Here is a 22,888-nt window from a genome sequence, read left to right as displayed (position 1 = left end):
CCGACCGCGCCAGGGAGGCCAGCCCTGGCGCGACGAAAACGTCAGCTACCCGGCAGGCGTACCGGCCACCAGTGCCAGCGGGTCGGTGCGGATGCCGAAACGGTCACGCAACGCCCGGCGTGCCGCGTGCACACCGCACATGCCGTGCACCGCCTGCCCCGGCGGAGTGGAGGCCGAGCACAGGTACACCCCGGGCAGCGGTGTCCGGTACGGGTCCCAGCGGGCCACCGGTCGGGCGACCATCTGCCGGACTGTGGTCGCCCCGCCGGAGATGTCGCCACCGAGGTTGTTGGGGTTGTACGCCTCCTGCCGGTCGGCACGAATGACGTGCTCGGCGAGGATCAGGTCGCGGAACCCGGGCGCGAACCGCTCAACCTGTGCCGTGACCTGCTCCCGGACGTCGCGGGTGGAGCCGTTGGGCACGTGCGCGTACGTCCAGAGGACGTGCCGCCCGGCGGGCGCTCGTCCCGGGTCGACGACGCCGGGTTGGACGGCAAGCACGTACGGTCGGTCCGCGTGCCGCCCGGCCACCACCGCCGCCTCCGCGGCCACCGCCTCCGTGGACGAGCCGACCAGGTGCAGCGTGCCGGCCTGGGCGCATTCGGGCGCCGCCCAGGGCACCGGTCCGGCCAACGCGAAATCCACCTTGCAGGCCGCGCCACCACGCCGAAAAGCGCGCAGTGCGCGGGCGTAGCGTGCGGGAAGGCGACCGGCGGCAAGCCGCAGCAGGTTTGCCGGCGCCACGTCCAACAGCACGGCCCGGGCCGGTGGCAGCTCCGCAAGGCACTCGACTCGGTGGTCGATGTGGATCCGGCCACCACGGCGACGCAGTTCGTTGGCGAGCGCGTCGCTGATGCGCTGGCTACCGCCCTCCGGAATGGGCCAACCAACCGCGTGGGCCAGCGCAGCGAGAACCAGGCCGACGGCGGTGGCGGCCACACCGCGGGCCGGGGCGATGGCGTGCGCGTTGACCCCGGTGAGCATCGCGGGTGCCACGTCCCCCGCGAAGCGGGCCCGCCACCAGGGCGCCGCCTGGTCCAGCACCCGCAGCGCCAGCCGGACAGCGGTGCCCGGATGCGCGGGAGGACGGCGCATGTCGCTCAGCGCGGTACCGGCCAACTCCGACCAGTGCTCGGCCAGCGGGCCGAGCAGCGACCGCCACGCCCGGCCGTCGGCCCCCAGGCCGGCAACGGTCCGGTCGAGGTCCCGCCAGGCGATCCCGGCGCGACCGCCGTCCAGCGGGTGGGCGTACGCGACCTCGGGCTGACGCAGGTGCACACCGCGCGTGGGCAGGTCGAAGGCCCGAAAGAACGGTGACGCGAGCGCCATCGGGTGCACCGCCGAGCAGACATCGTGGTGGAAGCCCGGCAAGGTCAACTCCTGAGTACGGGCACCGCCGCCCACCGTGGCGTTGGCCTCGTACATCTCGACCTGGAGCCCGGCCCCCGCCAGCACCAGTGCCGCGGCGAGCCCGTTGGGGCCGGCGCCGACGACCACCACGTCAACGCCGCCGCCCCTGCTTCCGCTCCTGGTCACAGCCCGACCTCGGTCAGTCCGCGCTCGTCGGATCCGGACCGGGGCGTAACGGCGATCAGGCTGTCCTCATGCGGGTCCCTGTCCCTGGTCACGCGGGAATCCCGAATTCGTGCCGCCCGCCTGTTCGTCAGCAACCGGTCGGCCACCGTCGCCACGCCACGCGAGGTCGCGCAGAGCACCGCACCTATCATGATCAGCGCGAAGCTGACGATGCCGAGCTGGATCATGATGCTGACATGCAGTGCCACGCTTATCGCCAACGCACACACCTGTAGGACGTTGCGCCTGACCAGGAAGACGGCGAGTGTCGCCTCGGCGAGGATGCTGCCCCAGGTGGTGGCCACCGCCAGCAGAGCCGTGCCTGTCGACCAGATGACGAGGTCAGCGAACAGCCCGGCGGCACCGAAGTTCTCCATCCGAGCGACGTAGTACGTTGCCGTACCCTCCTGCCACGGCGCTACGGACAGCTTGGCGACCGCGCTGTTGAGGTAGACGTAGGCCATTTGCAGCCGCAACCCCCACAGGCCGGCCCAGGCGACACCTTGCAGGATCGACGCCGAGGCACGTACCCGGGGGCGTTGCCAGTGCCAGACGCGACGATCGTTCGCGCAGGCGAGCACAAGGAAGAGTGTCGCCACCATGGCCACCGCTTCGCCGCCGTCGGGCAGTGAGATCGAATTGTGGATCGACAGCGAGACCCAGAGGTGGAGCAGCGAGGTGAAACGGGGCAGCAGTCCGGAGGCCACCACCAGGAGCATCCCCAATAGACACCAGGTCACCAACTGCCGCTGTGAGTCATCGGCCAGGCAGTAGACGGACAGTTGCTCCGGCAACCCGGCGCAGTCGACTGCCACCTCCTCACCGCCCACCGGCACAAAGAGATAGGCGGCGGGTGTGAAGAGGAGAACCGACGCCTGGGCCAGGGCGATCAGGGTGCGACCCGCGCCGAGGAGCCGGGACTCGGCCGGGAATGCGTAGATCGCGCGGGCAAGGCGCTCCCTGATCGCGCTCATGAGCAGTCCGCGTTCACAAGTGCGGCCCGCACATCGAGCCGCCAGCCGTCGTAGTCGTCCCGGAACGCCCAGGGCACCGGCTTCGTCTCCACCAGAAGCACCTTCCCGCAGAGGGTGGCGACGGGGGAGAAATTCGTCACCGGGCGCGGATTGTCCCGCCCGGCGACATTCGTGAGGCAATCCGTGTCGTCAGCACAGTCGCTCCATTCCTGAACCTGGTTCGCCAGGCTGGCCAACTCGGGTCCCTGGGCGCGTTGCCGACGGCTCAGTCCGTACATGTTGCTCCTTTGTGAATTCGGGAGCAGCGAGGCGAATTCGAGCGTCCCATTCGGACCCACCCGGTACGGAACGAACTCCGGGTCGCTGGGGGGCTTGGTGAAGAAACCCCAACTCTGGGGCAGCAGGCGAGACGAGAATGACCGCAGTGGGCCCCCGTCACGGGACGAGAGCACATTGCTGGGGAACGAGAAGAAGATCGAGACCGCGAGCATGAGGAGTACGAGCGCCATGGTCACCGCTCCGGCCGCCACCGCCCGTACCGATTCTTGCGGAGCCGCCGCCGGCGTTGCCCCGTCCGCACGGTGCGGACGAGACAACGCCGGCGTCCCGCTAGGGGATCCTGCGCTCATGCCAGGGCGTCGGTGAAAGCATTGACGAGGATGTCGCGCTCGAACTGGGAGCCGGCCGCCGAGCCGTCCTCCAGGTACCAGGTGACCAGCGCGACCGTTGCGAGGGCGAAGGTCGCGACGCCCACGTTCGCGTAGGCGACGGCGTTGGCCACGCCTACGGCGTTCGCGTAGATGGCCACGTTCGCCCCCATGTAGAACCAGCCGGCCTGGGTGGTGAAGGTGGACTTGCCAGAGACCGCGTTTCCACCCTGGGCGCGGATGAACTCGTTGAACGAGACGGAGAAGACCCGGAGCCCCTCGTTCACCCTCGTGGGATCGCCGGACTGCAACGGCTTGGCGGTCGCCTCGTGGAAGTCACGATCGTGCTTCAGGTAGGCGGTCACGATGGCGTCGAGTGCCGCATCGTCCGTGTGCGGCTTCGCCGGGTCGAAGCCCAGAATCCGGACCAGTTCCGGGTGTTGTTCCGCGACGGGTCCCTGGGCTGCCAGCAGCAGCTCCAGGAGCTCGGAATCCGTGTATCGCTGCAGAGACCTGGTGGCCGACTTCAGCGTGGCGCGACCGGGGTTGTCCGCGGCCACTGCCGAGGACTTCGCGTCACCCGTGACGGAGGTGGCGGGACCCGCGACAGCGGCCGGTGCGCCGATGGTGCCGATGGCAAGCGTCAACGACGCGGCCACCGCGGTGGCCACCAGTCGGTTCTTCGTGTTTCGCATGTCTCCCCATTCTCTTCGGTCTACTTGTTGCTGGATGCCGATCCGATGGTTCGTCGCGCGGAGCGGTTTGCCTCGGAAACCGCGATGAGCATTACGACGAGAACCACGACGTAACCGCTGAGCGCGATGATGATTGGGGCTGGGGTGCGATTCTCCGCCGTCCCGATCCCCAGCGAGATCACGACGGCGAGGATGCCTGATCCGTATCCTGCGATCGCCGCGCCGAGCAACCAGGGAGCGGCGGCTCGGTGCCCGGCGTGCCATGCGACCTCCGTCGACATGGTCGCCTTCGTGCGTATACCCACAGCCGCATTTCGATCGAGCCGGCCGTTACGTGTCTGCGCCATCACGAAATGCAGCACACCTGACAGGATCAGCAGGCCGGCGCTGATCGCGATATCCGCAGTCCGATCCATGACCCTCCTTCCGCTCGGTCGGTGACAGGCGATGGTCGCGCCCCGCCGGGATCAGCGGACCAATCGAAGCAAGAATCGACGCCTCCAACAATGAATTCAGGCTGTTCGGGGCCGTTCAGCACTGTTCGGAGCAGAATCGAACGCGGCAGGACGATCGCGCGAAACATAGTCGGACGTCGCTGTTTTCACCTGGCGCGAGAGTGGAACGTCGTGCGACGGCGTCGGGCCGCGACGTGGACGGGCAGCCCTTGTCGATTACCACTCCCCTGGCCGCCGTCGTCGGCGGACTCCATGTCGGAGGGTCAGGGCGTATCGTGTGCTGGCCGCGCCGCACCTGTGTCACTCTCGGGGGCGGCTGGCAGCCGTCACACGGGGGAGGTCTGATGGCGCAGTTTCCCAGCGGTGATTTCGACGCGGCGACCGAGCGGTTCGTCGCCTCCTGGTCGGCGGGCATCTCCGAGCGGGCCGCCCGGGCACAGGAGTTGTCCGAGCGGGTGGCGGCGATGTCGGCGACAGCCGAGGGCGCGGACGGCGCGGTCCGGGTGACAGTCGCCGCGTCCGGGGCCATGACCGACCTCCGACTCGACAATCGGGTACTCGGCTGGCGGGCGGACGAGATCGCCACCGAGGTGCTGGCGGTGATGCGCCGGGCGCAGGGACAGTTGGCACCGCAGGTGGCGGAAGCCGCCGCGGAGACCGTCGGCGCCGACTCCGAGACCGCCCGCGCCGTCGTCGGCAGCTACGAGTCGCGCTTCCCCGAGGTGACCGAGGAGGACGAGCCGGGGTACGCCGGATGGGGTGACCGTGGGCGCTGAGGCAGCCGGGTTCGAGATCACCACGGCGGCGGTGACCGGGCACGCCCGCTCCGTCGACCGGATCGCCGAGGCGATCGGCGCCGCACACGACGCGGGGGCGCAGCTGCGGATGGGTGCCGGAGCGTACGGGCAACTGCCCGTCTGCCAGGCGATCCCCTTTCTGTTGGACGTCGTCCAGGGCCCGGCGGTGGAGGCGCTCGCGGCGGCGCGGGAGGCGTTGCACAGCGCGGCCGGGGCGCTCGACGGGACTGTGGACGCCTACCACCACGTGGACGGAACGATCTCCGCTGCGCTCGGGCGGATGCACAGGTGAGCACCGACGTGGCGAACCCGCTGATCGCCGCCCGGCAGGACACCACCACCGCGTACAGCGGCGTCGGCCTCGTCGAGAGCCTTGTCGACCTGCGCCACGGCATCGAGAGCGGGTCCTGGGTCGACTCGACGATCGGCGGGTTCGGCACGTCGATGGAGGTGCTGGCGACCTGCGTCGACCCGATCGGGTCGGTCGTCTCGTGGGGGGTCGCCTGGCTCATCGAGCACGTCAAGCCGCTCTCCGACGCCCTCGACTGGTTGGCCGGCGACCCGGACCAGATCACCGCGTACGCGCAGACGTGGCACAACGTCTCCCGGCACGTCACCGGTCAGGTCACCGCCCTGTCCGAGGCGGTGCGCTCCGAGATCGCGACCTGGACGGGTCCCGCGTCCGAGGCGTACCGCCGCTACAGCGACGAGCACCTGCGCCACCTCGCCGGCCTGGCGGACGCCTCGGGTCTGCTCGGCACCGTCGTCGAGGGCGCGGGCCTGCTGGTTGCGCTGGTCCGGGAGCTGGTCCGGGATCTGATCGCCGACTTCGTCTCGGTGCTCGCCGTCCGGCTGTGGGAGTGGCTCGCCGAGGCGGGGCTGACCCTGGGCTTGGCGACCCCGCTGGTCGCGGCGCAGGTGTCCACGCTTGTCGCCAAGTGGGCCGCCAAGATCACCGGGTTGCTCACGGCGCTGGCCCGCAGTGTCAGCCGGCTCCGGCCGATCCTGTCCCGGCTCGGTGACCTGCTCGACACCCTCCGCACGGCGCTGCGCGGCCTCCGGCGTACCCCGGGCGGGTCGAGTCCTTCCGACATGCCGACCCCCGGCCCGGCGGCGCGCGGCTACACGGATCCGGCCGGCGGCGGACAGCCGCCGCCGTGGGCCCGGCAGGACGACTGGCCACCCGACGTCGACCGCGAGCCGGGGCCTCCCGGCGGCGGCCCGGCGCACGGCGGACCGCCGGGCGCACCGCCAGCGGCGGGCGGGTCAGGCCACGCCGGAGGACCGCCGCCCGGCGGCGGCCCAGGACACGACAGCGGACCAGGACACGACGGCGGCCCAGGACACGACGGCGGACCAGGACACGACGGCGGACCAGGCCATGACGGCGGTACGGCGCACGACGGCGACGAGCCGCCGGACACCGACGGACCCGACACGGCGGATCCCGGGTCCAGCACCGATCCGCTGGTGCCCGATCATGCGAGCGAGGCCGAGTTGCGGCTGCTCGGCAGGGAGGTGCACAGCATGACCGAACTCGACCCCGGTGGGCATGTCAACGACGCGTACGACGTGACGTTCACCGACGGAACGCACGGCGTGTACAAGCCGAACGTGCCGGAGAACGAGTTCGTCCAGGTGCGTTCCACAATCCCGGAGAACCAACTTGCCGCCCGGGAGGTCGCCGCCTCGCGCCTGGACGAGGATCTGGGCTTCGGCCTGGTGCCCACGACGGCCCGGTGGGACGGTCCGCACGGGGCCGGGTCGATGCAGGAGTTCGTGGAGAACGCGAGCCCGGGTCGTCCGGCAGGCGACTACCCGGTCGCGGAGGGCGAGCGGATGGCGGTGCTCGACTACGTCAGCGGCAACACCGACAGGCACATGGGTAACTACCTGACCGGCCCCGACGGCCGCCTGGTCGCCATCGATCACGGCTACTCGTTCCCCGAGTCGAACGGCGAGCCGCTGCGCTCGGACTTCGTTCGGCAGCAGATGAACCAGCCGCTCAGCCCGGAGACGATGGCCCGGATCCAGGCCACCGACCCGGCCGTGCTTGCCGACCGGCTGCGCGGCACCGGCCTGAGCGAGCAGGCGCTGTCCGGTGCGATGGACCGCTTCAACGAGATCCGCAGCCGAGGCATGATCACGGGCGAGGCGTGGAACGCCTTCCGTCCGCCGAGCCCGTGGTGAGTGGAGGAGCCGTGGTGAACCAGGAGGCAGAGATGACCGAGCAGGCGCTGACCCGGGTGGCGCTGTACACGTTCGCCCAGCACACCAACCGGCGGGTCGCCGAGTTCCGTTGGCAGCCGGGCCAAGCGGTGTCGCTTACCGTCCTCGACCCCGAGTGGGGCGCCCTCGCCCAGGATTTCTACGACAACGGTGTGCCGGTCGGCGCGGAGCGGGTGCCGCCGGAGGCCGGTCCGGACTTCATGCGCGCCCTGCTGCAACGCTTTCGGATGAGCTACTACAAGTTCGTGGACGAGAGCGACTGAGCCGCCACCGCACCGGTCCGACAGCCGCTGCCTCACCATCGCTCCGCCGCACGGCGGCCTCGCCGTCCTCCCCGTACTCTGGCCACCGTCAGCGGGCGACGAACCAGGGGTCATCCGGCGAAGGCGTACAGGAGAGGGGCGACCACGGCATGACGGCGATATCGGGCCAGCGGTCGACTGCGGTGCGTGCCGGGGAGGCGGCCGAGGAGGATCTGCGGGCGCTGTTCGGGCAGTCCATCGCCGTGTTCGCGTCACTCGTGGGGCCCACGCACGTGGTGGAGACGGCGAACCCCGCGTTCTTCGCCACAGTCGGTGAGGAGCGGGCGCGCACCGGGGTTCCGGTCGCCGAGATGATGCCCGAGTTGGCCGGTCAGGGCTTCGTCGAGCTGCTGGACGGGGTCTACCGCACGGGTGAGCCCTACACGGGTCGAGACGCCCGGATCGTGATGGGGACCGGCCCGCACGCGCGGGAGGCGTTCTTCGACTTCACCTACGAGCCGCGCCGCGACGCCGGCGGCACCGTGACCGGCATCCGCGTGATCGGTGTGGAGACCACGCAGGTCAAGCACGCCCAACGGCTGATGGCCGAGCACCGGGCCATGCTGGAGCAGATCGCCCGCCAGGCGCCCCTGGCCGAGGTGCTCGACGGGATGGCGCGCTGCATCGAGAACCTCGCGCCGGACCAGGTGCTCGTCTCCGTGCTGCTCGCCGATCCGGACGGCCGGCACCTGCGCCACGGCGCCGCACCGAGCCTGCCCGAGTTCTACAACCAGGCCATCGACGGGATCGCCACAGGTGAGGGTGTCGGCTCGTGCGGCACGGCCGCGCACCGGCGGGAGCCGGTAATCGTCACCGATATCGCCACCGACCCGTTCTGGGACGACTTCCGCGACCTGGCCGAGCGGGCCGGACTCGCCGCCTGCTGGTCGATGCCGATCCTGGCCCGTGACGGCAGCCTGTTGGGCACCTTCGCGATGTACCACCGCACCCCGCGCGTCCCGCAGGACGCCGATCTGGCTCTGGCCCGCGTCTTCGCCGACACCGCGGCTCTGGCCATCGAACGCCACCACGTCGAGCAGGCGAAGACGGCCGCCGAAGCACGCGCCAAGGAAGCGAACGAGGAGCTGGCCAAGGCGGTACGCGCCGAACGGCAGCTGCGCGCCGAGGCCGAGCAGCGCGCCGCCGCCTCGGCGGAACTCGCCGACCGGATGCGCGCCGCCGCGGCCGCGCAGGCTGCCCGACCGCACCCCGAGCACTGCCAGCTCGGCGGCGCCCAGGGGTGCACCGAGCCGGCGAAGATCAAGATCGCCGACTCGTGGGGCGATGCGGCGTGGGGCTGTGACGCCCACGTCGAGGAGGCCATCCTCAACGTACGGTCGGTGTTCATCGCGAGCGAGGAGCTCGGCGGCCTGGCCGCCTACGTCCACCGCTGACCGCCCCGGCGCGCACCAGCCGGGACGCTTGTGCGCCAGGCCCGGGCGCGACGCCGGGGGTCAGGCCGCGACGGCCGCCCGGACGTCGTCGTCGGCGGCGCGCAGCCGTGCCGCGGCCTCCTCGGCGGTGCAGTGGGCGAGCAGCAGCACGATTGCCGTCTTGGCGTGCCCGTGTGCCGCCGCGAGGGCCCGCGCGGCCGCGTCGAGGTCGGTGTCGGCGGCCTCGGCGACGATCCGGCGTGCCCGGTCGACGAGCTTCTCGTTGGTGGCGTTCATGTCCACCATGAGGTTGCCGTAGACCTTGCCGAGCCGGGCCATCGTCGCGGTCGAGAGCATGTTGCAGACGAGCTTCTCGGCGGTGCCGGCCTTGAGCCGGGTGGAGCCGGTGAGGACCTCGGGGCCGGTGGGCACCTCGATGGCGACGTCGGCGTGCCGGCTGATCACCGCGTCGGTGTTGCAGGCGACGGAGACGGTGGCCGCTCCGCGCGCGCGGGCGTGCGCCAACCCACCCACCACATAGGGTGTACGGCCGCTGGCCGCGAGCCCGACCACCGTGTCGCGGTCGGTGAGGCCGATCGCGTCGAGGTCGGCGACGGCGCCGGCGGGGTCGTCCTCCGCGCCCTCGACGGCGACGCCGAAGGCGCCCGCCCCGCCGGCGAGCAGGCCGAGAACCCGGTCGGGCGGCGTACCGAAGGTGGGTGGGATCTCGACGGCGTCGAGCATGCCGATCCGGCCGCTGGTGCCCGCGCCGAGGTAGATCAACCGGCCACCCCGGCGCAGCGACGCCACGACGACGTCGACGGCGGCCGCGATGTCCGGCACGGCCCGGCGAACGGCGTCCGCGACCGAGCGGTCCTCGTCGTTCATGGCGAGGAGCAGTTCGGTGGGCGACATCCGGTCGAGGTCGGTGGTCTTGTCGTTGCGGGTCTCGGTGCCGAGGGTGCTGAGGTCCATCCGGTGTTCGTTCCTCTCGCTGGTGTTCAGCCGCCGAGTGCCACCGGGCCGTCCTGCTGGGCCGACGCGCCCTCTATCAGCAGGCTGAAACCACAGCGTAACCAGCCCGGAGGGGCACTGGCAAAAAGTTTCGAGTTACTGTGGGCCAACGTCACTTATTGACAACCGCTGGGTGGGGAGTGAACCGTGCGTCAACTCGACCTTGTCGTGATCGTGCTGTATCTCGTGGTGATCGCCTTCGTCGGACTACGCCTGTCCGGGAAGCAGAAATCCGCCAAGGACTACTTCGTGGGCGAGGGCCGCCTGCCGTGGTGGACTGTCTCGTTCTCGGTGGTCGCCACCGAGACCAGCGTGCTGACCGTGATCAGCGTGCCCGGTGGCGCCTACAGCGGTCAGGGGTTCGGCAACGTCGAGCTGGCCCTGGGCTACGTCATCGGTCGCGTCGTCGTGGCCACGGTGCTCATCCCGCTCTACAAGCGGGGTGGGTTCGTCAGCGCCTACCAGTACCTCGGTGAGCGGTTTGGCCTGAAACTTCAGGGTCTGGCCTCGATCACGTTCGTCTTCACCCGCCTGCTCGCCGAGGGCGTCCGCCTCTTCGCCTCGGCCATCCCCATCAAGCTGCTGCTCGACGAGTTCGGCCTGCACGTCGGCTACCAGGCAATCATCGTGGTCCTCACCCTCATCACAGTGGTCTACACCTACCTCGGTGGCATCAAGGCGGTCATCTGGACCGACGCCATCCAGATGGGGCTCTACCTGGGCGGAGCGATCCTCGCCATCGCGGTGCTGAGCCACGCCGTCGGCTTCGACGGCTACTCGCAGGCGCTGGACGCCGGCAAGTTCCAGCTCTTCGACACCAACTTCACCCTCGCGCACGTGCTCACCAGCCCGTTCGCCCTGCCGACCGCGATCATCGGTGGCGCGATCTTCGCGATGGCCAGCCACGGCTCGGACCAGCTGATCGTCCAGCGCATTCTGTCCACCCGCACGCTGCGCGAGGGGCAGAAGGCGATGATCTCCTCGGGCGTCTTCGTGGTCATCCAGTTCGCCGCGTTCTCCCTGGTCGGCGCGCTGCTGTGGTCGTACAACAAGGGTCAGACCTTCAAGGAGCTGGGCCTGGCCAGCAGCGACAACCTCTACCCGAGCTTCATCCTGCACGCCCTGCCGGTGGGCATCTCGGGTCTGCTGGTGGCAGGCATCCTCGGCGCCGCGATGGGTTCGCTGTCGTCGGCGCTGAACTCCATGTCGAACTCGACAGTCGCCGACTTCATCCACAGCTTCTTCCGCAAGGTCCCGTCCGACGACGCGATGCTCCGGCTCGCCCGGGTGATGACCCTGGTCTGGGCGGTGCTGATGGCGATCTTCGCCTGCGCGTTCAGCTCCAGCACCGGAAACGTCTACCTGACCGGTCTGACCATCGCCGGCTACACCTACGGCGCGCTGCTCGGGGCCTTCCTGCTCGGCCGCCTCGTCACGCGGGCCAACCAGGTCGACGCGTTCATCGCCTTCCTCGTCACCGTGGCGGTGATGACCTACATCGTCCGCTACGTCAAGATCGATGTGACGACGGCCGGGACCACCACCGCTACCGCCATCGCCGCGCAGTGGCTGGTGCCGATCGGCGTCCTGATCACCCTGGCCGTCGGCACCGTGGCCAGCCTGTTCCACCCGGCCCCGGAGACCCCGTACGACCACGGACGACGCGACGAGGTCGACGACGACGTGGCGACGACGCCGGCCGGCCGGGCATGAAGGAGGGCGTGATGCGCGTGATCGGCCTGATGTCCGGAACCTCCTACGACGGCATCGAAGTCGCCGCGGCCGAGTTCGACCTGAGCGGTGACTCCGTGCGGATGCGACCGCTGGGCCGGCTCAGCCACCCGTACCTGGAGCAGTTGCGCACCCGGATCGCCGCGGCCCTGCCACCCGCCACGACCACCACCGAGGCGATCTGCGTGCTCGACACAGGCATCGGCCAGACCTTCGCCGAGGCGGGCGTGCGAGCCGTCGCGGAGCTGTGCGACGGCCGCGCCGACCTGGTCGTCTCGCACGGGCAGACGATGCACCACTGGGTCGAGAAAGGTACGGTCCGCGGCACCCTCCAGCTCGGTCAGCCGGCCTGGATCGCGGAGGCCACCGGCCTTCCGGTCGTGTCCGACCTGCGCAGCCGCGACGTCGCCGCCGGCGGCCAGGGCGCTCCCCTGGTCGCCCTGTTCGACGCGCTGCTGCTGCGGGGCCTGCCCGGTGTCCCCGCCGCCCTGAACCTCGGCGGGATCGCCAACATCACAGTCGTCGCGCCGGACGCGGATCCCCTCGCGTTCGACACCGGTCCGGCCAACGCGCTCCTCGACGCCGCCGCGCGGCACTTCAGCGGCGGCGCCGAGGAGTACGACCGGGACGGGCGCGGCGCGGCGGCCGGGCAGGTGAACCCGGCACTGCTGCGTCGGCTGCTCGACGAGCCGTACTACCGGCTCGCCGGCCCGAAGAGCACAGGCAAGGAGCTGTTCCACAGGCCGTACCTGCTCGCCGCCCTCGCCGACGCGCCCACCCCGGACCCGAACGACGTGCTTGCCACACTCACCCGGCTGACGGCGGTCACGGTGGCCGACGCCTGCCGGGCGCACGGCGTCACCCGGCTCGTCGTCTCCGGCGGCGGCGCGCACAACCCGACGCTGATGGGCATGCTCGTCGACGAGCTACCGGGCGTCGACCTGACCTCCAGCGACGAGGTGGGTGTCGCCTCGGACGCCAAGGAGGCACTTGCCTTCGCGCTGCTGGGGTACCTGACCCTGCACGGGCTGCCGGGCGCCCTGCCCTCGGGCACCGGCGCGCGACACGCCTCGGTGCTCGGCAGCATCACCCCCGGCCGCCGACCGCTGCGGCTGCCCGCGCCTGTCGACACCGCTCCGGACCGGTTGCTGATCACCGCCGACTGACGACCACCCTCCCGGGAGGATCCGCCCATGAGCACCGTCCTACCCGCGCCGACCACGGCCGGCGTCCGCGCCCGCGAGGTCGCCGACCTGCTGCGCTCGCGCCTCGACGATCCGACCCGGGCCAGCGCCGAGCTGCCCCGGCGGCTCGCGGCGGCGCACGACGCCTCGCCGTACCTGTTCGAGCCGCAGGCAGTGGTGCGCGCCGCCTCGGCGGCCGAGGTGGGCGCGTTGATGGTCGGTGCCAGGGAGGCCGGCGTGCCGCTGACCCTGCGCGGCGGCGGCACCAGCCTCGCCGGGCAGGCCGGCGGCGCGGGCGTGCTCGTCGACGTGCGCACCGACTGGCGGCACGCCGAGGTGCTCGACGACGGCCGTCGCATCCGGCTCCAGCCGGGCCTGACGATCCGGCAGGCGAACGCCCGACTGGCCCGCTACGGCCGCCGGCTCGGACCGGACCCGGCCAGCGAGGCCGCCTGCACGGTGGGCGGCATGGTGGCAAACAACTCCAGCGGGATGACCTGCGGCACCACCGACAACGCGTACCGCACCATGGAGTCGCTGCGCTTCGTCCTCCCGTCCGGCACCGTCGTCGACTCCGCCGCGCGCGACGCCGACGACCGGCTGCGCGCCGCCGAGCCCGAGCTGCACGCCGGACTGCTGCGGCTGCGCGACCGGGTCCGCGCGACGCCAGGGTCGCGGGCCACGATCGAGCGGCTGTTCGCCATGAAGAACACAATGGGGTACGGGCTGAACTCGCTGCTCGACCACGACAGCCCGGTCGAGATGCTGGCCCACCTGATGATCGGCAGCGAGGGCACGCTCGGATTCGTGGCCGAAGCCGTCTTCCGTACCGTCGAGATCCATCAGCACGCCGCCACCGGCCTGCTGATCCTGCCCGGTCTCAGCGCCGCCACCGACGCGCTGCCCGCCCTGCTCGCGGCCGGCGCCCGTACCGCCGAACTCCTCGACGCCGCCGCGCTGCGGGTCAGCCAGCGCGACCCCGACGCGAGCCCGGCCCTGCGCGGCCTGACTGTCGCCGGGCACGCCGCCCTGCTCGTCGAGTTCGCCGAGGACAGCGCGGAGCGGCTGGCCGCGACGCTCGCCGACGCCCAGCCGGTGCTCGACCGGCTGCCCGCCGTCACCGGCACCGAGCTGACCCGCGACCCGCGCGAACGGGCCGCGCTCTGGCACCTGCGCAAGGGCCTCTACACGGCGGTCGCCGGCGCCCGCCCGCCCGGCACCACTGCCCTGCTGGAGGACGTCGCGGTGCCGATGCCACGCCTGACCGGCACCTGCGACGGGCTGATCCGCCTGTTCGAGCGGCACGGCTATCCCGACGCGGTGATCTTCGGGCACGCCCGCGACGGCAACCTGCACTTCATGCTTACCCAGTCCTTCGACACACCTGCCGAGATCGACCGCTACGCCCGGTTCACCGACGACATGGTGGACCTCGTGCTGGCCGAGGGAGGCACGCTCAAGGCCGAGCACGGCACCGGCCGGGCCATGGCCCCCTTCGTCCGCCGGCAGTACGGCGACGAGCTGTACGACGTGATGGGTGAGCTGAAGCGGTTGTGCGACCCGAGCGGCCTGCTCAACCCGGGTGTGCTGCTCAACGACGACCCGACGGTGCACCTGCGGCAGCTCAAGGCCGTCCCGACTGTCGATCCGGAGCTGGACGCCTGCGTGGAGTGTGGCTACTGCGAGCCGGTCTGCCCCACCGCCGACGTCACCACCACGCCCCGACAGCGCATCGTCCTGCAACGGCAGATCGCCCTCGCCACCGCCGCCGGGGACGAGGAGCGCCGCCGGGAGCTGACCACCGACTACGAGTACGCGGCGGTGGACAGTTGCGCCGCCGACAGCCTCTGCGTCACCGCCTGCCCGGTCGGCATCGACACGGGCGCGGCGATGAAACGGCTGCGCGCCGAACGGCACAGTCCACGCGCCCAGCGCACCGCGCGTGGTGTCGCCCGGCACTGGAAGGGTGCCGTGGCGGGAGTCCGGGTCGGGCTGAACTCCGCTCATGCCGTGCCGACACCGCTCACCCGCGCCGCCACCGGGGTGATCCGTTCCCTCGGCGCGACCGAACTCGTACCACAGTGGAGCGCCGACATGCCGCGCGCCGGCGGGCCCCGCCCCGAGCCGCGCAGCGCGCCGGACGCCCGGGCGGTGTTCTTCGCGGCGTGCATCGGCAGCGTCTTCGCAGCGGAGGGCGGCACGTCCGGCGGCTCCGCGGCGGCGTTCCTGCGCCTGTGCGAGCTGGCGCGGGTGCCCGTCGTCGTGCCTGCCGAGACGGCGGGCCTGTGCTGCGGGACGCCGTGGCAGTCCAAGGGCTACCCGGCCGGCCACCGCGAGATGGCCGAGCGCACACTCGCCGCGCTGTGGACGGCGAGCGACCAGGGCCGCCTGCCGATCGTGTGCGACGCGTCGTCGTGCACACACGGGTTGACCCAGTTGACAGCCGCGCTGGCCGAGGAGGACCGGGCCCGGTACGCCGCTCTGCGCTTCGTCGACAGCGTGACCTTCACCGCCGAGCACCTCCTGCCGGCGCTGCCCGAACCCCGACGTCTGGGCTCGCTGGCCCTGCACCCCACCTGCTCCACCGTGCACCTGGGCGGCATCGACGACCTGCACACAGTGGCCCGGGCGGTCGCCGAGACCGTGACCGTGCCGGACAGTTGGGGGTGCTGCGCGTTCGCCGGCGACCGGGGGCTGCTGCACCCCGAGGTCACCGCCGCCGCCACCGCCGCGCAGGCCGCCGAGGTCAACGAACGCGACCACGACGCGTACGCCTCCTGCAACCGCACCTGCGAGATGGGCATGAGCCGGGCGACCGGGCAGCCGTACCGGCACGTGCTCGAGGTGCTCGTCGAGGCGATCGAGCCGCCGGCCTAGCTAGCCCGCGCGGCGCAGCAGCGCGGCGGCGAGCAGCCCGCCGGCCAGGACCGCCGCCGCGCCCACCAACTGCCCCGTCTCCAGCGCGGAGGCGAAAGCGCTTGTCACGGCCGCTCGTTGCGGCCCGTCGGCGGCGGCGAGAGCCGCGGGGTACGACTGGGCGCCGGCCAGCCCGGCGGGCAGCAGCGCGGCGAAGCGGGCGTTCAGCACGGCGCCGAGGACGGCGACGCCGAGACTGCTGCCGACCTCGGTCATGGTCCCGTCCACACCCGCGCCGGCGCCGGCCTTCTCGGCCGGGATCGCGCTCATCACCGCCTCCACGATCGCGGGGTTCGCCAGGGAGCAACCGACGCCCATGACGAGCAGGCCGCCGAGCAGCACCGCGTACCCGTCGGAGGACACGAGGGTCACTGCAGCGAGGCCGGCCGCGAGCAACGCCATGCCGACGGCGATGGCGGCGGCCAGTCCGAGACGGCGGATCACGGCGGCGGCGACGCCGCTGACGTTGAGCAACACGATGGACAGGGCGAAGGGCGCCATCCGCAGGCCCGCCTCCCAGGCCGGGTAACCGCGGACGAACTGCAGGTGCTGGGTCAACAGGAACAGCGCGCCGGTCGCCCCGAAGGTGATCAGGACGACGCCGGAGACCGCGCCGACGAACCGGCGGTCCCGGAAGAAGTGCATGTCCAGCATGGGGTGGGTGATCCGCCGCTCCCAACTGACGAACAACCCGAGCAGGACCACGCCGACGACAGCCGCGCCGACCACCTCGGTCGACACCCAGCCCCGCTCCGGCCCGGCGATGATCGAGAAGACGACGGCGGTGAGCCCGGCGGTGGAGAGCGTGGCACCCCACACGTCGAGTCGGCCACCACCCGGACCACGGGACTCCGGCACGAGCACCCGGCCGACGAGCAGGCAGGCCAGCACGATGGGGACGTTCAGCAGGAAGATTGCGCCCCACGGCAGGTGGGCCAGGATGGTGCCGCCGATCGGCGGCCCGACCGCGAAGCCCAAGGCGCTGGTGGCCGCCCAGATGCCGATCGCCCGGGACCGTTCCGGGCCGTCGAAGACCTGCATCGCCACCGCGAGCGTCGAGGTGACAAGCAGGGCCCCGCCGACGCCCATTCCCGCCCGGGCGGCGATCAGTTGACCGCTGGTGCTCGCGAGACCGGCCACCAGCGAGCCGAGTCCGAACAGGACGAGCCCGGCGAGCAGCATCCGCCGCCGGCCGTACCTGTCGGCGGCGGCCCCCGCCGTGAGCAGCAACCCGGACAACACCAGGGCGTACGCGTTGATCATCCACTGCACGTCGGCGGTGCTGGCGTCCAGCTCGGTGGTGAGCACCGGCACCGCAACGGTCAGCACCGTGTTGTCCAGCACCACGACGAGCTGGGCGACACAGAGGACAGCCAGGATGAGCCAGCGGTGCGGCATTCGGGTCGCCGCCGTGGTGACGGCGACCGGCTGGACGAGTGTCACACCGCTGCCCGCACGCTGTCGGCCGACGGGCGCTCGGTGGCCGGCTCGGTGGCCGGCTCGGTGGCGGTTGGCGTGCGGGGAAAACGCCGCTGGTGCGCGAGGCCGAGCGCGACCCCGGCGGCCACCAGCACGATGGCGGCGACCGCGACCGGCGGGTAGCCGATCCGGTCGGCCGCCGCCAGGCCCACCGACGCGGCCACGAACGAGCAGACCAGACCGAACGACGACAGGACTGTGAAGTCGGTGCCGCCGGTGCCCGGTCGTGAGTAGTCCATGTTGACCGTGTAGAGCACGACGTTGGCGATCGTGTAGGCCACCATGAACAAGCAGAGCGCGGCGATCGTCCCGCCCAGCGGCGCGCGGCCGTTCAACAGCGGCAGCAGCGTCGCCGTCGACACCGCGAGGGTCACGCCGCCTGCCACGAGCATCCTGCCGCGCCCGAACCGCCCGATGCCCACACCGGCGACCAGGCCGGCAACGATGGCCGGCGCGCTGGTCACCACGCCGGTCACCACGCCGATCCGGCCCAGCGACCACCCGGCGTCCACCAGGGCGGGCGTCACCAGGGCGTACGCCATGCCCGCGCCGACGTAGACAAGCGGCACGACGCCGAAGGTCCACCACCGGCAGCCGGGCTGACCGAACACCGACAGCAGCGCCCGGTAGGCCGTGCCGACGCGTTCCACCCGATCCGTCCGGGCGGGCTCGGAGAACCGCCACACCACAAGCAGGCCGACCGCTGTCAACGCCGCCAGCAGGCCGACCGCCGACGCCCAGCCGAACCGGTCGTAGACAAGCACGCAGGCGCCGCCGCCGAGCAGGTTGCCGAGGTAGCTCGCCGCCACCTGGATGCCGTTGCCGGTCCCCCGGTCCGCCTCGCCGAGCATCCGTACGGCGACGGCGTCCACGGCGATGTCCTGCGTGGCGGAGAAGAAGACGTACGCGGCGCAGATGGCGATGACCGGGCCGAGCGCGTCGGCCGGGCGGGAGAACGGCAGCAGCGCCAGCAGAGCCAGCACCAGGGCGCTCTGCAGGACGAGGAGCCAGGACCGGTAGTGGCCGCGACGCTGGGAGCCGTAGCGGTCGAGGATCGGTGCCCAGAGAAACTTGATGGGCCAGATCAGGCCGACTACCTGCAACAACGCGAGGGTGTCCAGGGAGGTGCCGCCGTCACGCAGGATGGCTGTCAGCCCGACGGTGATGAAGCCGATGCCGAGGTACTGAGTGACGTACAGCGCGGTCAGGGTGCCGAGTCGGCCTCTCACGGCGCTCTCCAGTAGCCGAGCGAGGTCAGCCGGTCCTTGTCGACGCCGAGCGTCCGGCGGATGTGTCGGGTGATGCCGCGGGTGGTGGCCGCCTCGCAGGCCACCCAGTAGTGCGCGGCGTCGTTGGCGGGCAGATCGGAGCGGACCCGTTCGACGAGGTGTCGGCCGTCCGTGTCCCGGGGGACCCAGGTGATGGCATGGTGTGCCCGGGCACGCGGCGTGAGGGCCTTCTCGCCCTCGTGGGCGTACTCAAGCCAGACCGTCGCCGGGATGTCGGCGTTGGCGTCGAGCAGGCTGTTCACCGCCGGCAGGGACGCCGCGTCGCCGACGAGGTAGAGGTGCTCGGGCGCTGGGTCGGGCAGTTGGAACGCGCTGCCCTGGACGGTGGCGACGATTGTGTCGCCGACCTGCGCCGTGGTTGCCCAGCGGGCCGCGCAGCCGTCGTGGATGGCGAATTCGAGGCTGAACCGGCCGTTCGCGGGGTCGGGGTCGACAAGCGTGTACGCCCGCTGATGTGCCCGGCCGTCGTTGTCGAACCACAGCCGGACCCACATCGTGGGGTGCACCCCGCACGCCTCCAGCAGGCCGCCGTCGTCCAGGAGCAGCCGCTGGTAGTGCCCGTCCACCGACTCGGTGGCCCGCACCGTCAACTGAAAGTCCCGGCCTCCCATGGCCTTGAGGACCAGGGCTTCCCAGTTCCGTTTCACGCACCCCTCCAGGTAAGGCGAGCCTTTAGTTAGGGGAGGGTAACCTAACTCGCGCCGCGCGTGGAACGCGTGTCCCCCTCACGTCAACCCGGGCGCGATCACCCCGACCAGCGAAGGACCCCGCGACATGACATACCAGGAGAAGATCACCGAACTCGGCGAGCTGACGTTGACGCCCGTCGCGCCCGACCGGGACGCCGCGCTCCTGCACGGGTGGGTCACCCTCCCCCGCAACTCGTTCTGGGGCATGGGCTCACACACCGTCGACCAGGTCCACGAGATCTACACCTTCGTCGACGGCCTGCCCACCCACCACGCGTACCTGATCAGGATCGACGGCGAGCCGGTCGGCCTGTTCCAGAGCTACCAGCCCGAGGCGGACCCGGTCGGCGAGCGGTACGCCGTACAGCCCGGGGACGTCGGGATGCACCTGCTGCTCTGCCCCGCCCGTCACCTCGCCCGCGGCCTGACGAACGCCGTCGGCCCCGCCCTGGCCCGTTTCCTGTTCAGTGACCCGGCCGCCCAGCGGATCGTGGTCGAGCCGGACGTCCGCAACCACCTCGCGCTGCGCCGACTGGAGATCGAGGGCTTCACCTTCGACGCCGAGATCGACATGCCGGACAAGCGCGCGCGACTGGCGTTCCTCACCCGCTCCCGGTTCGAGTCAGACCACCCGACGCCCGCCTGACCGGCCCCGCGCCGGCTCAGTTGGCCGGCGGAGCACCGGTCCCGCCGGGCTGACGTGCCAGAGCGTCCAGCTCGGCGGCCCGCGCCTCCTGGATCCGGCCGGCCAGGGTCCGCACCTCCGGGCTGCCCCCGGCGGTCTGCTCACCCCGGCACAGCACGACTGTCTGCGCGAGGTGCGCCCGGAGCAGACCGACCGCCCGGGTGGGCACCTCGGCAGCGGGTGCGGCTCGCAGCTCGGCGAGAGCGACGTCGGTGACCATGCCGGGCATCTGATGCCCCGCATGGATGTTCTGTTCCGGCCTGTTGCCGGCGGCCAGCAGCCCCCGCAGTTCCACCGACTCGGCCCGGTGCGCCGCCCGGATGTCACCGAGGACGGCGCGCAGCGCGGGGTCGGCGCCCGACGGACGGGCGTCGAGCGCGTCGATCAACGCGAGCGCGCCCTCGTTCATCGGAAGCAGTAGCTGGATGAAGGCGTCATCGGTGCCGTTGAGCAGCACCGGCGAGGTCGGCGCGGGAGCCGCCGACGCAGGCGTTGGAGCCGCCGACGCAGGCGCGGCGGTCGGGTCGACGCCGCCCGCATTCCGGGCCAGACCGACGGCCAGCGCCGTCGCGGCCAGAGTCACCACGACGCCGACGATCCGCCCGGCCCGGCCGGCCCGGCCGGTCAACGCGCGGCCTGGAACGCGCGGCCGATCACTGTTGCCCTGGTGCCGTCACTGAACAGCCCGGACCGGTCCTTGTCGGTGGCGGGCAGGCCGAACCAGGCGTAGCGCTGTACATAGGAGAGTTGGCCGAGCATGCCGGTGGCCGCGGTGAGGAAGGCCGCCTGCTGCTCCTGGCTGGGAAACTGTTGACGCCCGCCGTCGTAGCGGATCAGCGCGAACTCGGTCAGCCAGATCGGCTTGCGGTACCGCTGGTAGACGGCCTGGAGGTACTGCCGAAGCTGGTTCACCGCCGCCGCCGTCGTGAAGTCGGCGCCGTACCAGTGCAGGGTGATGAAGTCCACCCGGTGACCCCGGGCCTCGGCGCCGGTCATGAACCGGTCCAGCCAACCCTGCTGGTCCGCGCCGCCCCAGGCGACCGCCGGGCTGCCCAGCCTGCTGCCCGTCGCCATCAGTTGCGGCCACAGGTCCAGGGCCTGCCCGACTGTCATGTTCGCCTGTTCGGGTAGGTCCGGCTCGTTGAAGGTGAGCAGGTAGGGCCCGGCGGCCCTGGCCCGGGTCAACTCCGCGGCGGTGACGTTCTCCGCGCTGCGGATCATGGGCACGAACGTCGCGCCGCGCGGAGTGCTGATCCCCGGGTGCTGGGTTCCCCAGGTGTAGTACCAGCCGGCCTTCGAGCTGGCCAGCGCCTGGCTCGCTCCGGCGAAGTTCCACACCCCGACGCCCTTGCGCGCGGAACTGACCGCCGGTGCGACCGGGGCCTTCGACGAGGGACGCGCGCTCGGTGACGGCGTGCGGCTCGGGGAGGCGGAGGCAGAGGCGACGGCGGTGGGCGACGCGGGTGCCGGCGGCGCGGCCCAGGAGGGCGCGGCGACCGGATCGTCAGGCAACGCCACCACCAACGTGGTGATCGCGAGGACCGCGGCGACCACTCCCCCGGCCAGGTAGGGAACCAGGCCGCGGGGAGCGTGCACCGCAAGCTCGGCGACGCCCGGTGGATGCGGTACGGCGGCCGGGGGCACTGTCGCGCTCGGGAGCTGGGCGCTGAGGCCGGCGGGCAGCGGCAGCAGCGGCATGCCGGCGAGCAGCCGGTCGATCGGCAGGAACGCGGCGCCCAGACGCCCACAGAACGCGCAGTCACGGACGTGGCGGGCCAACCGCTTGCGCCACAGCGGGCTGGGAGTGCCGTCCCACTCGGCCGCCACCGCGCCCAGGTCCGGGCAGCCGGGACGGGCACGAAGCGCGCGGACGACGCCCCGGGCGCTCTGGATCTGCTCCTTCATCCGGTGGATGCGCACGGCGACGTGCCCCGGCGACAGACTCGCGGCCTCGGCGATCTCGGCACGTGTCAGCTCGCCGGTCTCCTCCAGCCACCAGAGCGAGAGCAGTTCCTGGTCGTCGGGATCGAGCCAGCGGGTCGCTTCGGCCACCTCACGTCGCTGGTCGGTGAGGCCGAGCCGGAGGATCGTCATCCCGGCGAAGTCGGAGGCCGGGTCGGGCACGTTGTGAATCGCGTCGAGCCCGGCGTCCCGGTCGAGCGCGACGCGGCGACGCTGGTCCCAGTCGCGCACCTGACGGATGGTGATCGCCACGAGCCAGGACCGGTACGCCGCCGGGTCGTTGAGCGCGGGGAGGTGCCGGATCACCCGTACGAGAGTCTCCTGGACCACGTCGTCGACGTCGGCGTGGCCGCGCAGCGCGCGCCCGACGATGTTGTAGACCAGCGGAAGCGAGGCCGCCACGACGTCGTCGAGAGCGCGCCGGTCGCCCTGTCGAGCCGCGACGACCAGCCCGGGATCGGGTGCTGCCCGACCGGCTGACGACATGGATCCCACTCCTCCTGCGCTCGGTCCGGGCAGCGCGCGTGCGCGCTGCCCGCCTCGTGATCGGAGACGAGCGGCAGCGGGGTCAGATTACGGTTTTCTCCTCGGACCGGTCGGGCCGGGCGGCCGGGGCGTCGGCCTCGGCCTCCGCAGCGAAGGGGGTACGCAGGCGGGTCATGGACGCGGCGCTGACGTCCGCGGCCGGACTGCGCTCGTCGTCGACGACCCTGCCCCCCTCGATGGTGAAGGGGTTCCGGGCGGACGTCATATCGGGCACGAGGTGCTCCAGGAGATGTGCACGGCAGCGCTCGACTCAGTCGTCGGCAGCTTCGAAGCCGTGGAGAGGCGGAGGGGCGGACCCGGCGATGGGCCATCGGTGCCCGCACCCACAGCCTAGCGCCCCGGGCAC

The 22,888-nt window shown here is 71.7% G+C and carries 21 protein-coding genes; 9 read left to right on the top strand and 12 right to left on the bottom strand.

The window, feature by feature from the left end:
• Positions 1-45 precede the first annotated feature (45 nt).
• The 5 genes from OOJ91_RS24490 to OOJ91_RS24470 form a co-directional block, all read right to left on the bottom strand.
• On the bottom strand, positions 46-1,536 hold the full coding sequence (locus tag OOJ91_RS24490; protein WP_266248508.1) for a phytoene desaturase family protein: 1,491 nt from the start codon (positions 1,534-1,536) through the stop codon (positions 46-48).
• Complete coding sequence (locus tag OOJ91_RS24485; RefSeq protein WP_266248506.1) at positions 1,533-2,549, bottom strand: sporulation-delaying protein SdpB family protein; 1,017 nt, start codon at positions 2,547-2,549, stop codon at positions 1,533-1,535. The genes OOJ91_RS24490 and OOJ91_RS24485 overlap by 4 nt, the downstream gene beginning before the upstream one ends.
• Positions 2,546-3,058 (bottom strand): SdpA family antimicrobial peptide system protein, encoded by a 513-nt coding sequence (locus OOJ91_RS24480; protein ID WP_266248505.1) that lies wholly within the window; start codon positions 3,056-3,058, stop codon positions 2,546-2,548. Before OOJ91_RS24480 ends, OOJ91_RS24485 begins: the two co-directional genes overlap by 4 nt.
• A 116-nt stretch (positions 3,059-3,174) precedes the next feature.
• Positions 3,175-3,891, bottom strand: a complete 717-nt coding sequence (locus OOJ91_RS24475) for a hypothetical protein (protein WP_266248504.1) — start codon at positions 3,889-3,891, stop codon at positions 3,175-3,177.
• A gap of 20 nt (positions 3,892-3,911) precedes the next feature.
• Entirely contained in the window at positions 3,912-4,307 is a 396-nt protein-coding gene (locus OOJ91_RS24470; protein ID WP_266248503.1) for an SdpI family protein, read from the bottom strand.
• 383 nt (positions 4,308-4,690) lie between these two features.
• Here OOJ91_RS24470 and OOJ91_RS24465 point away from each other — a divergent pair, with 383 nt between their 5' ends.
• The 5 genes from OOJ91_RS24465 to OOJ91_RS24445 all read left to right on the top strand — a co-directional run bounded on the left by OOJ91_RS24465 (position 4,691) and on the right by OOJ91_RS24445 (position 9,068).
• Positions 4,691-5,122, top strand: coding sequence for a YbaB/EbfC family nucleoid-associated protein (locus tag OOJ91_RS24465; protein WP_266248502.1), 432 nt, complete (start codon positions 4,691-4,693; stop codon positions 5,120-5,122).
• On the top strand, positions 5,112-5,435 hold the full coding sequence (locus tag OOJ91_RS24460; RefSeq protein WP_266248501.1) for a hypothetical protein: 324 nt from the start codon (positions 5,112-5,114) through the stop codon (positions 5,433-5,435). Before OOJ91_RS24465 ends, OOJ91_RS24460 begins: the two co-directional genes overlap by 11 nt.
• Positions 5,432-7,333, top strand: a complete 1,902-nt coding sequence (locus tag OOJ91_RS24455; protein ID WP_266248500.1) for a hypothetical protein — start codon at positions 5,432-5,434, stop codon at positions 7,331-7,333. Before OOJ91_RS24460 ends, OOJ91_RS24455 begins: the two co-directional genes overlap by 4 nt.
• Positions 7,334-7,347: 14 nt before the next feature.
• Complete coding sequence (locus OOJ91_RS24450) at positions 7,348-7,635, top strand: hypothetical protein (protein WP_266248499.1); 288 nt, start codon at positions 7,348-7,350, stop codon at positions 7,633-7,635.
• A 149-nt stretch (positions 7,636-7,784) separates the two neighbouring features.
• Positions 7,785-9,068, top strand: a complete 1,284-nt coding sequence (locus tag OOJ91_RS24445; RefSeq protein WP_266248498.1) for a GAF domain-containing protein — start codon at positions 7,785-7,787, stop codon at positions 9,066-9,068.
• 60 nt (positions 9,069-9,128) lie between these two features.
• Here OOJ91_RS24445 and murQ read toward each other — a convergent pair whose 3' ends face one another.
• Positions 9,129-10,022: an N-acetylmuramic acid 6-phosphate etherase gene (murQ, locus tag OOJ91_RS24440; RefSeq protein WP_266248496.1), complete on the bottom strand. Its 894-nt coding sequence runs from the start codon at positions 10,020-10,022 to the stop codon at positions 9,129-9,131.
• 186 nt (positions 10,023-10,208) lie between these two features.
• Here murQ and OOJ91_RS24435 point away from each other — a divergent pair, with 186 nt between their 5' ends.
• The 3 genes from OOJ91_RS24435 to OOJ91_RS24425 are packed head-to-tail and all read left to right on the top strand — an operon-like array spanning position 10,209 to position 15,853.
• On the top strand, positions 10,209-11,774 hold the full coding sequence (locus tag OOJ91_RS24435; RefSeq protein WP_266248495.1) for a sodium:solute symporter: 1,566 nt from the start codon (positions 10,209-10,211) through the stop codon (positions 11,772-11,774).
• Positions 11,775-11,785: 11 nt separating this feature from the next.
• Positions 11,786-12,958 (top strand): anhydro-N-acetylmuramic acid kinase, encoded by a 1,173-nt coding sequence (locus OOJ91_RS24430; RefSeq protein WP_266248493.1) that lies wholly within the window; start codon positions 11,786-11,788, stop codon positions 12,956-12,958.
• A gap of 27 nt (positions 12,959-12,985) precedes the next feature.
• On the top strand, positions 12,986-15,853 hold the full coding sequence (locus OOJ91_RS24425) for an FAD-binding and (Fe-S)-binding domain-containing protein (RefSeq protein WP_266248491.1): 2,868 nt from the start codon (positions 12,986-12,988) through the stop codon (positions 15,851-15,853).
• Here the strand turns inward: OOJ91_RS24425 and OOJ91_RS24420 are convergent, their stop codons facing one another.
• The 3 genes from OOJ91_RS24420 to OOJ91_RS24410 are packed head-to-tail and all read right to left on the bottom strand — an operon-like array spanning position 15,854 to position 19,307.
• On the bottom strand, positions 15,854-17,290 hold the full coding sequence (locus OOJ91_RS24420) for an MFS transporter (protein WP_266249832.1): 1,437 nt from the start codon (positions 17,288-17,290) through the stop codon (positions 15,854-15,856).
• A 41-nt stretch (positions 17,291-17,331) separates the two neighbouring features.
• A complete protein-coding gene (locus tag OOJ91_RS24415) occupies positions 17,332-18,600 on the bottom strand; it encodes an MFS transporter (protein ID WP_266248490.1) in 1,269 nt (422 codons plus the stop codon).
• Positions 18,597-19,307, bottom strand: a complete 711-nt coding sequence (locus OOJ91_RS24410) for a siderophore-interacting protein (protein WP_266248489.1) — start codon at positions 19,305-19,307, stop codon at positions 18,597-18,599. The genes OOJ91_RS24415 and OOJ91_RS24410 overlap by 4 nt, the downstream gene beginning before the upstream one ends.
• A 127-nt stretch (positions 19,308-19,434) precedes the next feature.
• Here OOJ91_RS24410 and OOJ91_RS24405 point away from each other — a divergent pair, with 127 nt between their 5' ends.
• Positions 19,435-19,995, top strand: coding sequence for a GNAT family N-acetyltransferase (locus OOJ91_RS24405; protein ID WP_266248488.1), 561 nt, complete (start codon positions 19,435-19,437; stop codon positions 19,993-19,995).
• Positions 19,996-20,011: 16 nt separating this feature from the next.
• Here the strand turns inward: OOJ91_RS24405 and OOJ91_RS24400 are convergent, their stop codons facing one another.
• The 3 genes from OOJ91_RS24400 to OOJ91_RS24390 all read right to left on the bottom strand — a co-directional run bounded on the left by OOJ91_RS24400 (position 20,012) and on the right by OOJ91_RS24390 (position 22,747).
• Entirely contained in the window at positions 20,012-20,620 is a 609-nt protein-coding gene (locus OOJ91_RS24400) for a DUF305 domain-containing protein (protein WP_266248487.1), read from the bottom strand.
• 38 nt (positions 20,621-20,658) lie between these two features.
• Positions 20,659-22,482 (bottom strand): sigma-70 family RNA polymerase sigma factor, encoded by a 1,824-nt coding sequence (locus OOJ91_RS24395; protein ID WP_266248486.1) that lies wholly within the window; start codon positions 22,480-22,482, stop codon positions 20,659-20,661.
• A gap of 82 nt (positions 22,483-22,564) precedes the next feature.
• Positions 22,565-22,747, bottom strand: a complete 183-nt coding sequence (locus OOJ91_RS24390) for a hypothetical protein (RefSeq protein WP_266248485.1) — start codon at positions 22,745-22,747, stop codon at positions 22,565-22,567.
• Positions 22,748-22,888: the final 141 nt, after the last annotated feature.

The sequence above is a fragment of the Micromonospora lupini genome, assembly GCF_026342015.1.
In the GTDB taxonomy this organism is placed as follows: Bacteria; Actinomycetota; Actinomycetes; order Mycobacteriales; family Micromonosporaceae; genus Micromonospora; species Micromonospora lupini_B.
This window is presented reverse-complemented; position numbering and strand designations above follow the sequence as displayed.

Coding starts and splice junctions, on each gene's coding strand:
- OOJ91_RS24480 (WP_266248505.1), bottom strand. CDS start 3,058: ATGGCGCTCGTACTCCTCATGCTCGCGGTCTCGATCTTCTTCTCGTTC.
- OOJ91_RS24445 (WP_266248498.1), top strand. CDS start 7,785: ATGACGGCGATATCGGGCCAGCGGTCGACTGCGGTGCGTGCCGGGGAG.
- OOJ91_RS24485 (WP_266248506.1), bottom strand. CDS start 2,549: ATGAGCGCGATCAGGGAGCGCCTTGCCCGCGCGATCTACGCATTCCCG.
- OOJ91_RS24405 (WP_266248488.1), top strand. CDS start 19,435: ATGACATACCAGGAGAAGATCACCGAACTCGGCGAGCTGACGTTGACG.
- OOJ91_RS24470 (WP_266248503.1), bottom strand. CDS start 4,307: ATGGATCGGACTGCGGATATCGCGATCAGCGCCGGCCTGCTGATCCTG.
- OOJ91_RS24395 (WP_266248486.1), bottom strand. CDS start 22,482: ATGTCGTCAGCCGGTCGGGCAGCACCCGATCCCGGGCTGGTCGTCGCG.
- OOJ91_RS24390 (WP_266248485.1), bottom strand. CDS start 22,747: ATGACGTCCGCCCGGAACCCCTTCACCATCGAGGGGGGCAGGGTCGTC.
- OOJ91_RS24420 (WP_266249832.1), bottom strand. CDS start 17,290: ATGCCGCACCGCTGGCTCATCCTGGCTGTCCTCTGTGTCGCCCAGCTC.
- OOJ91_RS24475 (WP_266248504.1), bottom strand. CDS start 3,891: ATGCGAAACACGAAGAACCGACTGGTGGCCACCGCGGTGGCCGCGTCG.
- murQ (WP_266248496.1), bottom strand. CDS start 10,022: ATGGACCTCAGCACCCTCGGCACCGAGACCCGCAACGACAAGACCACC.
- OOJ91_RS24465 (WP_266248502.1), top strand. CDS start 4,691: ATGGCGCAGTTTCCCAGCGGTGATTTCGACGCGGCGACCGAGCGGTTC.
- OOJ91_RS24425 (WP_266248491.1), top strand. CDS start 12,986: ATGAGCACCGTCCTACCCGCGCCGACCACGGCCGGCGTCCGCGCCCGC.
- OOJ91_RS24430 (WP_266248493.1), top strand. CDS start 11,786: ATGCGCGTGATCGGCCTGATGTCCGGAACCTCCTACGACGGCATCGAA.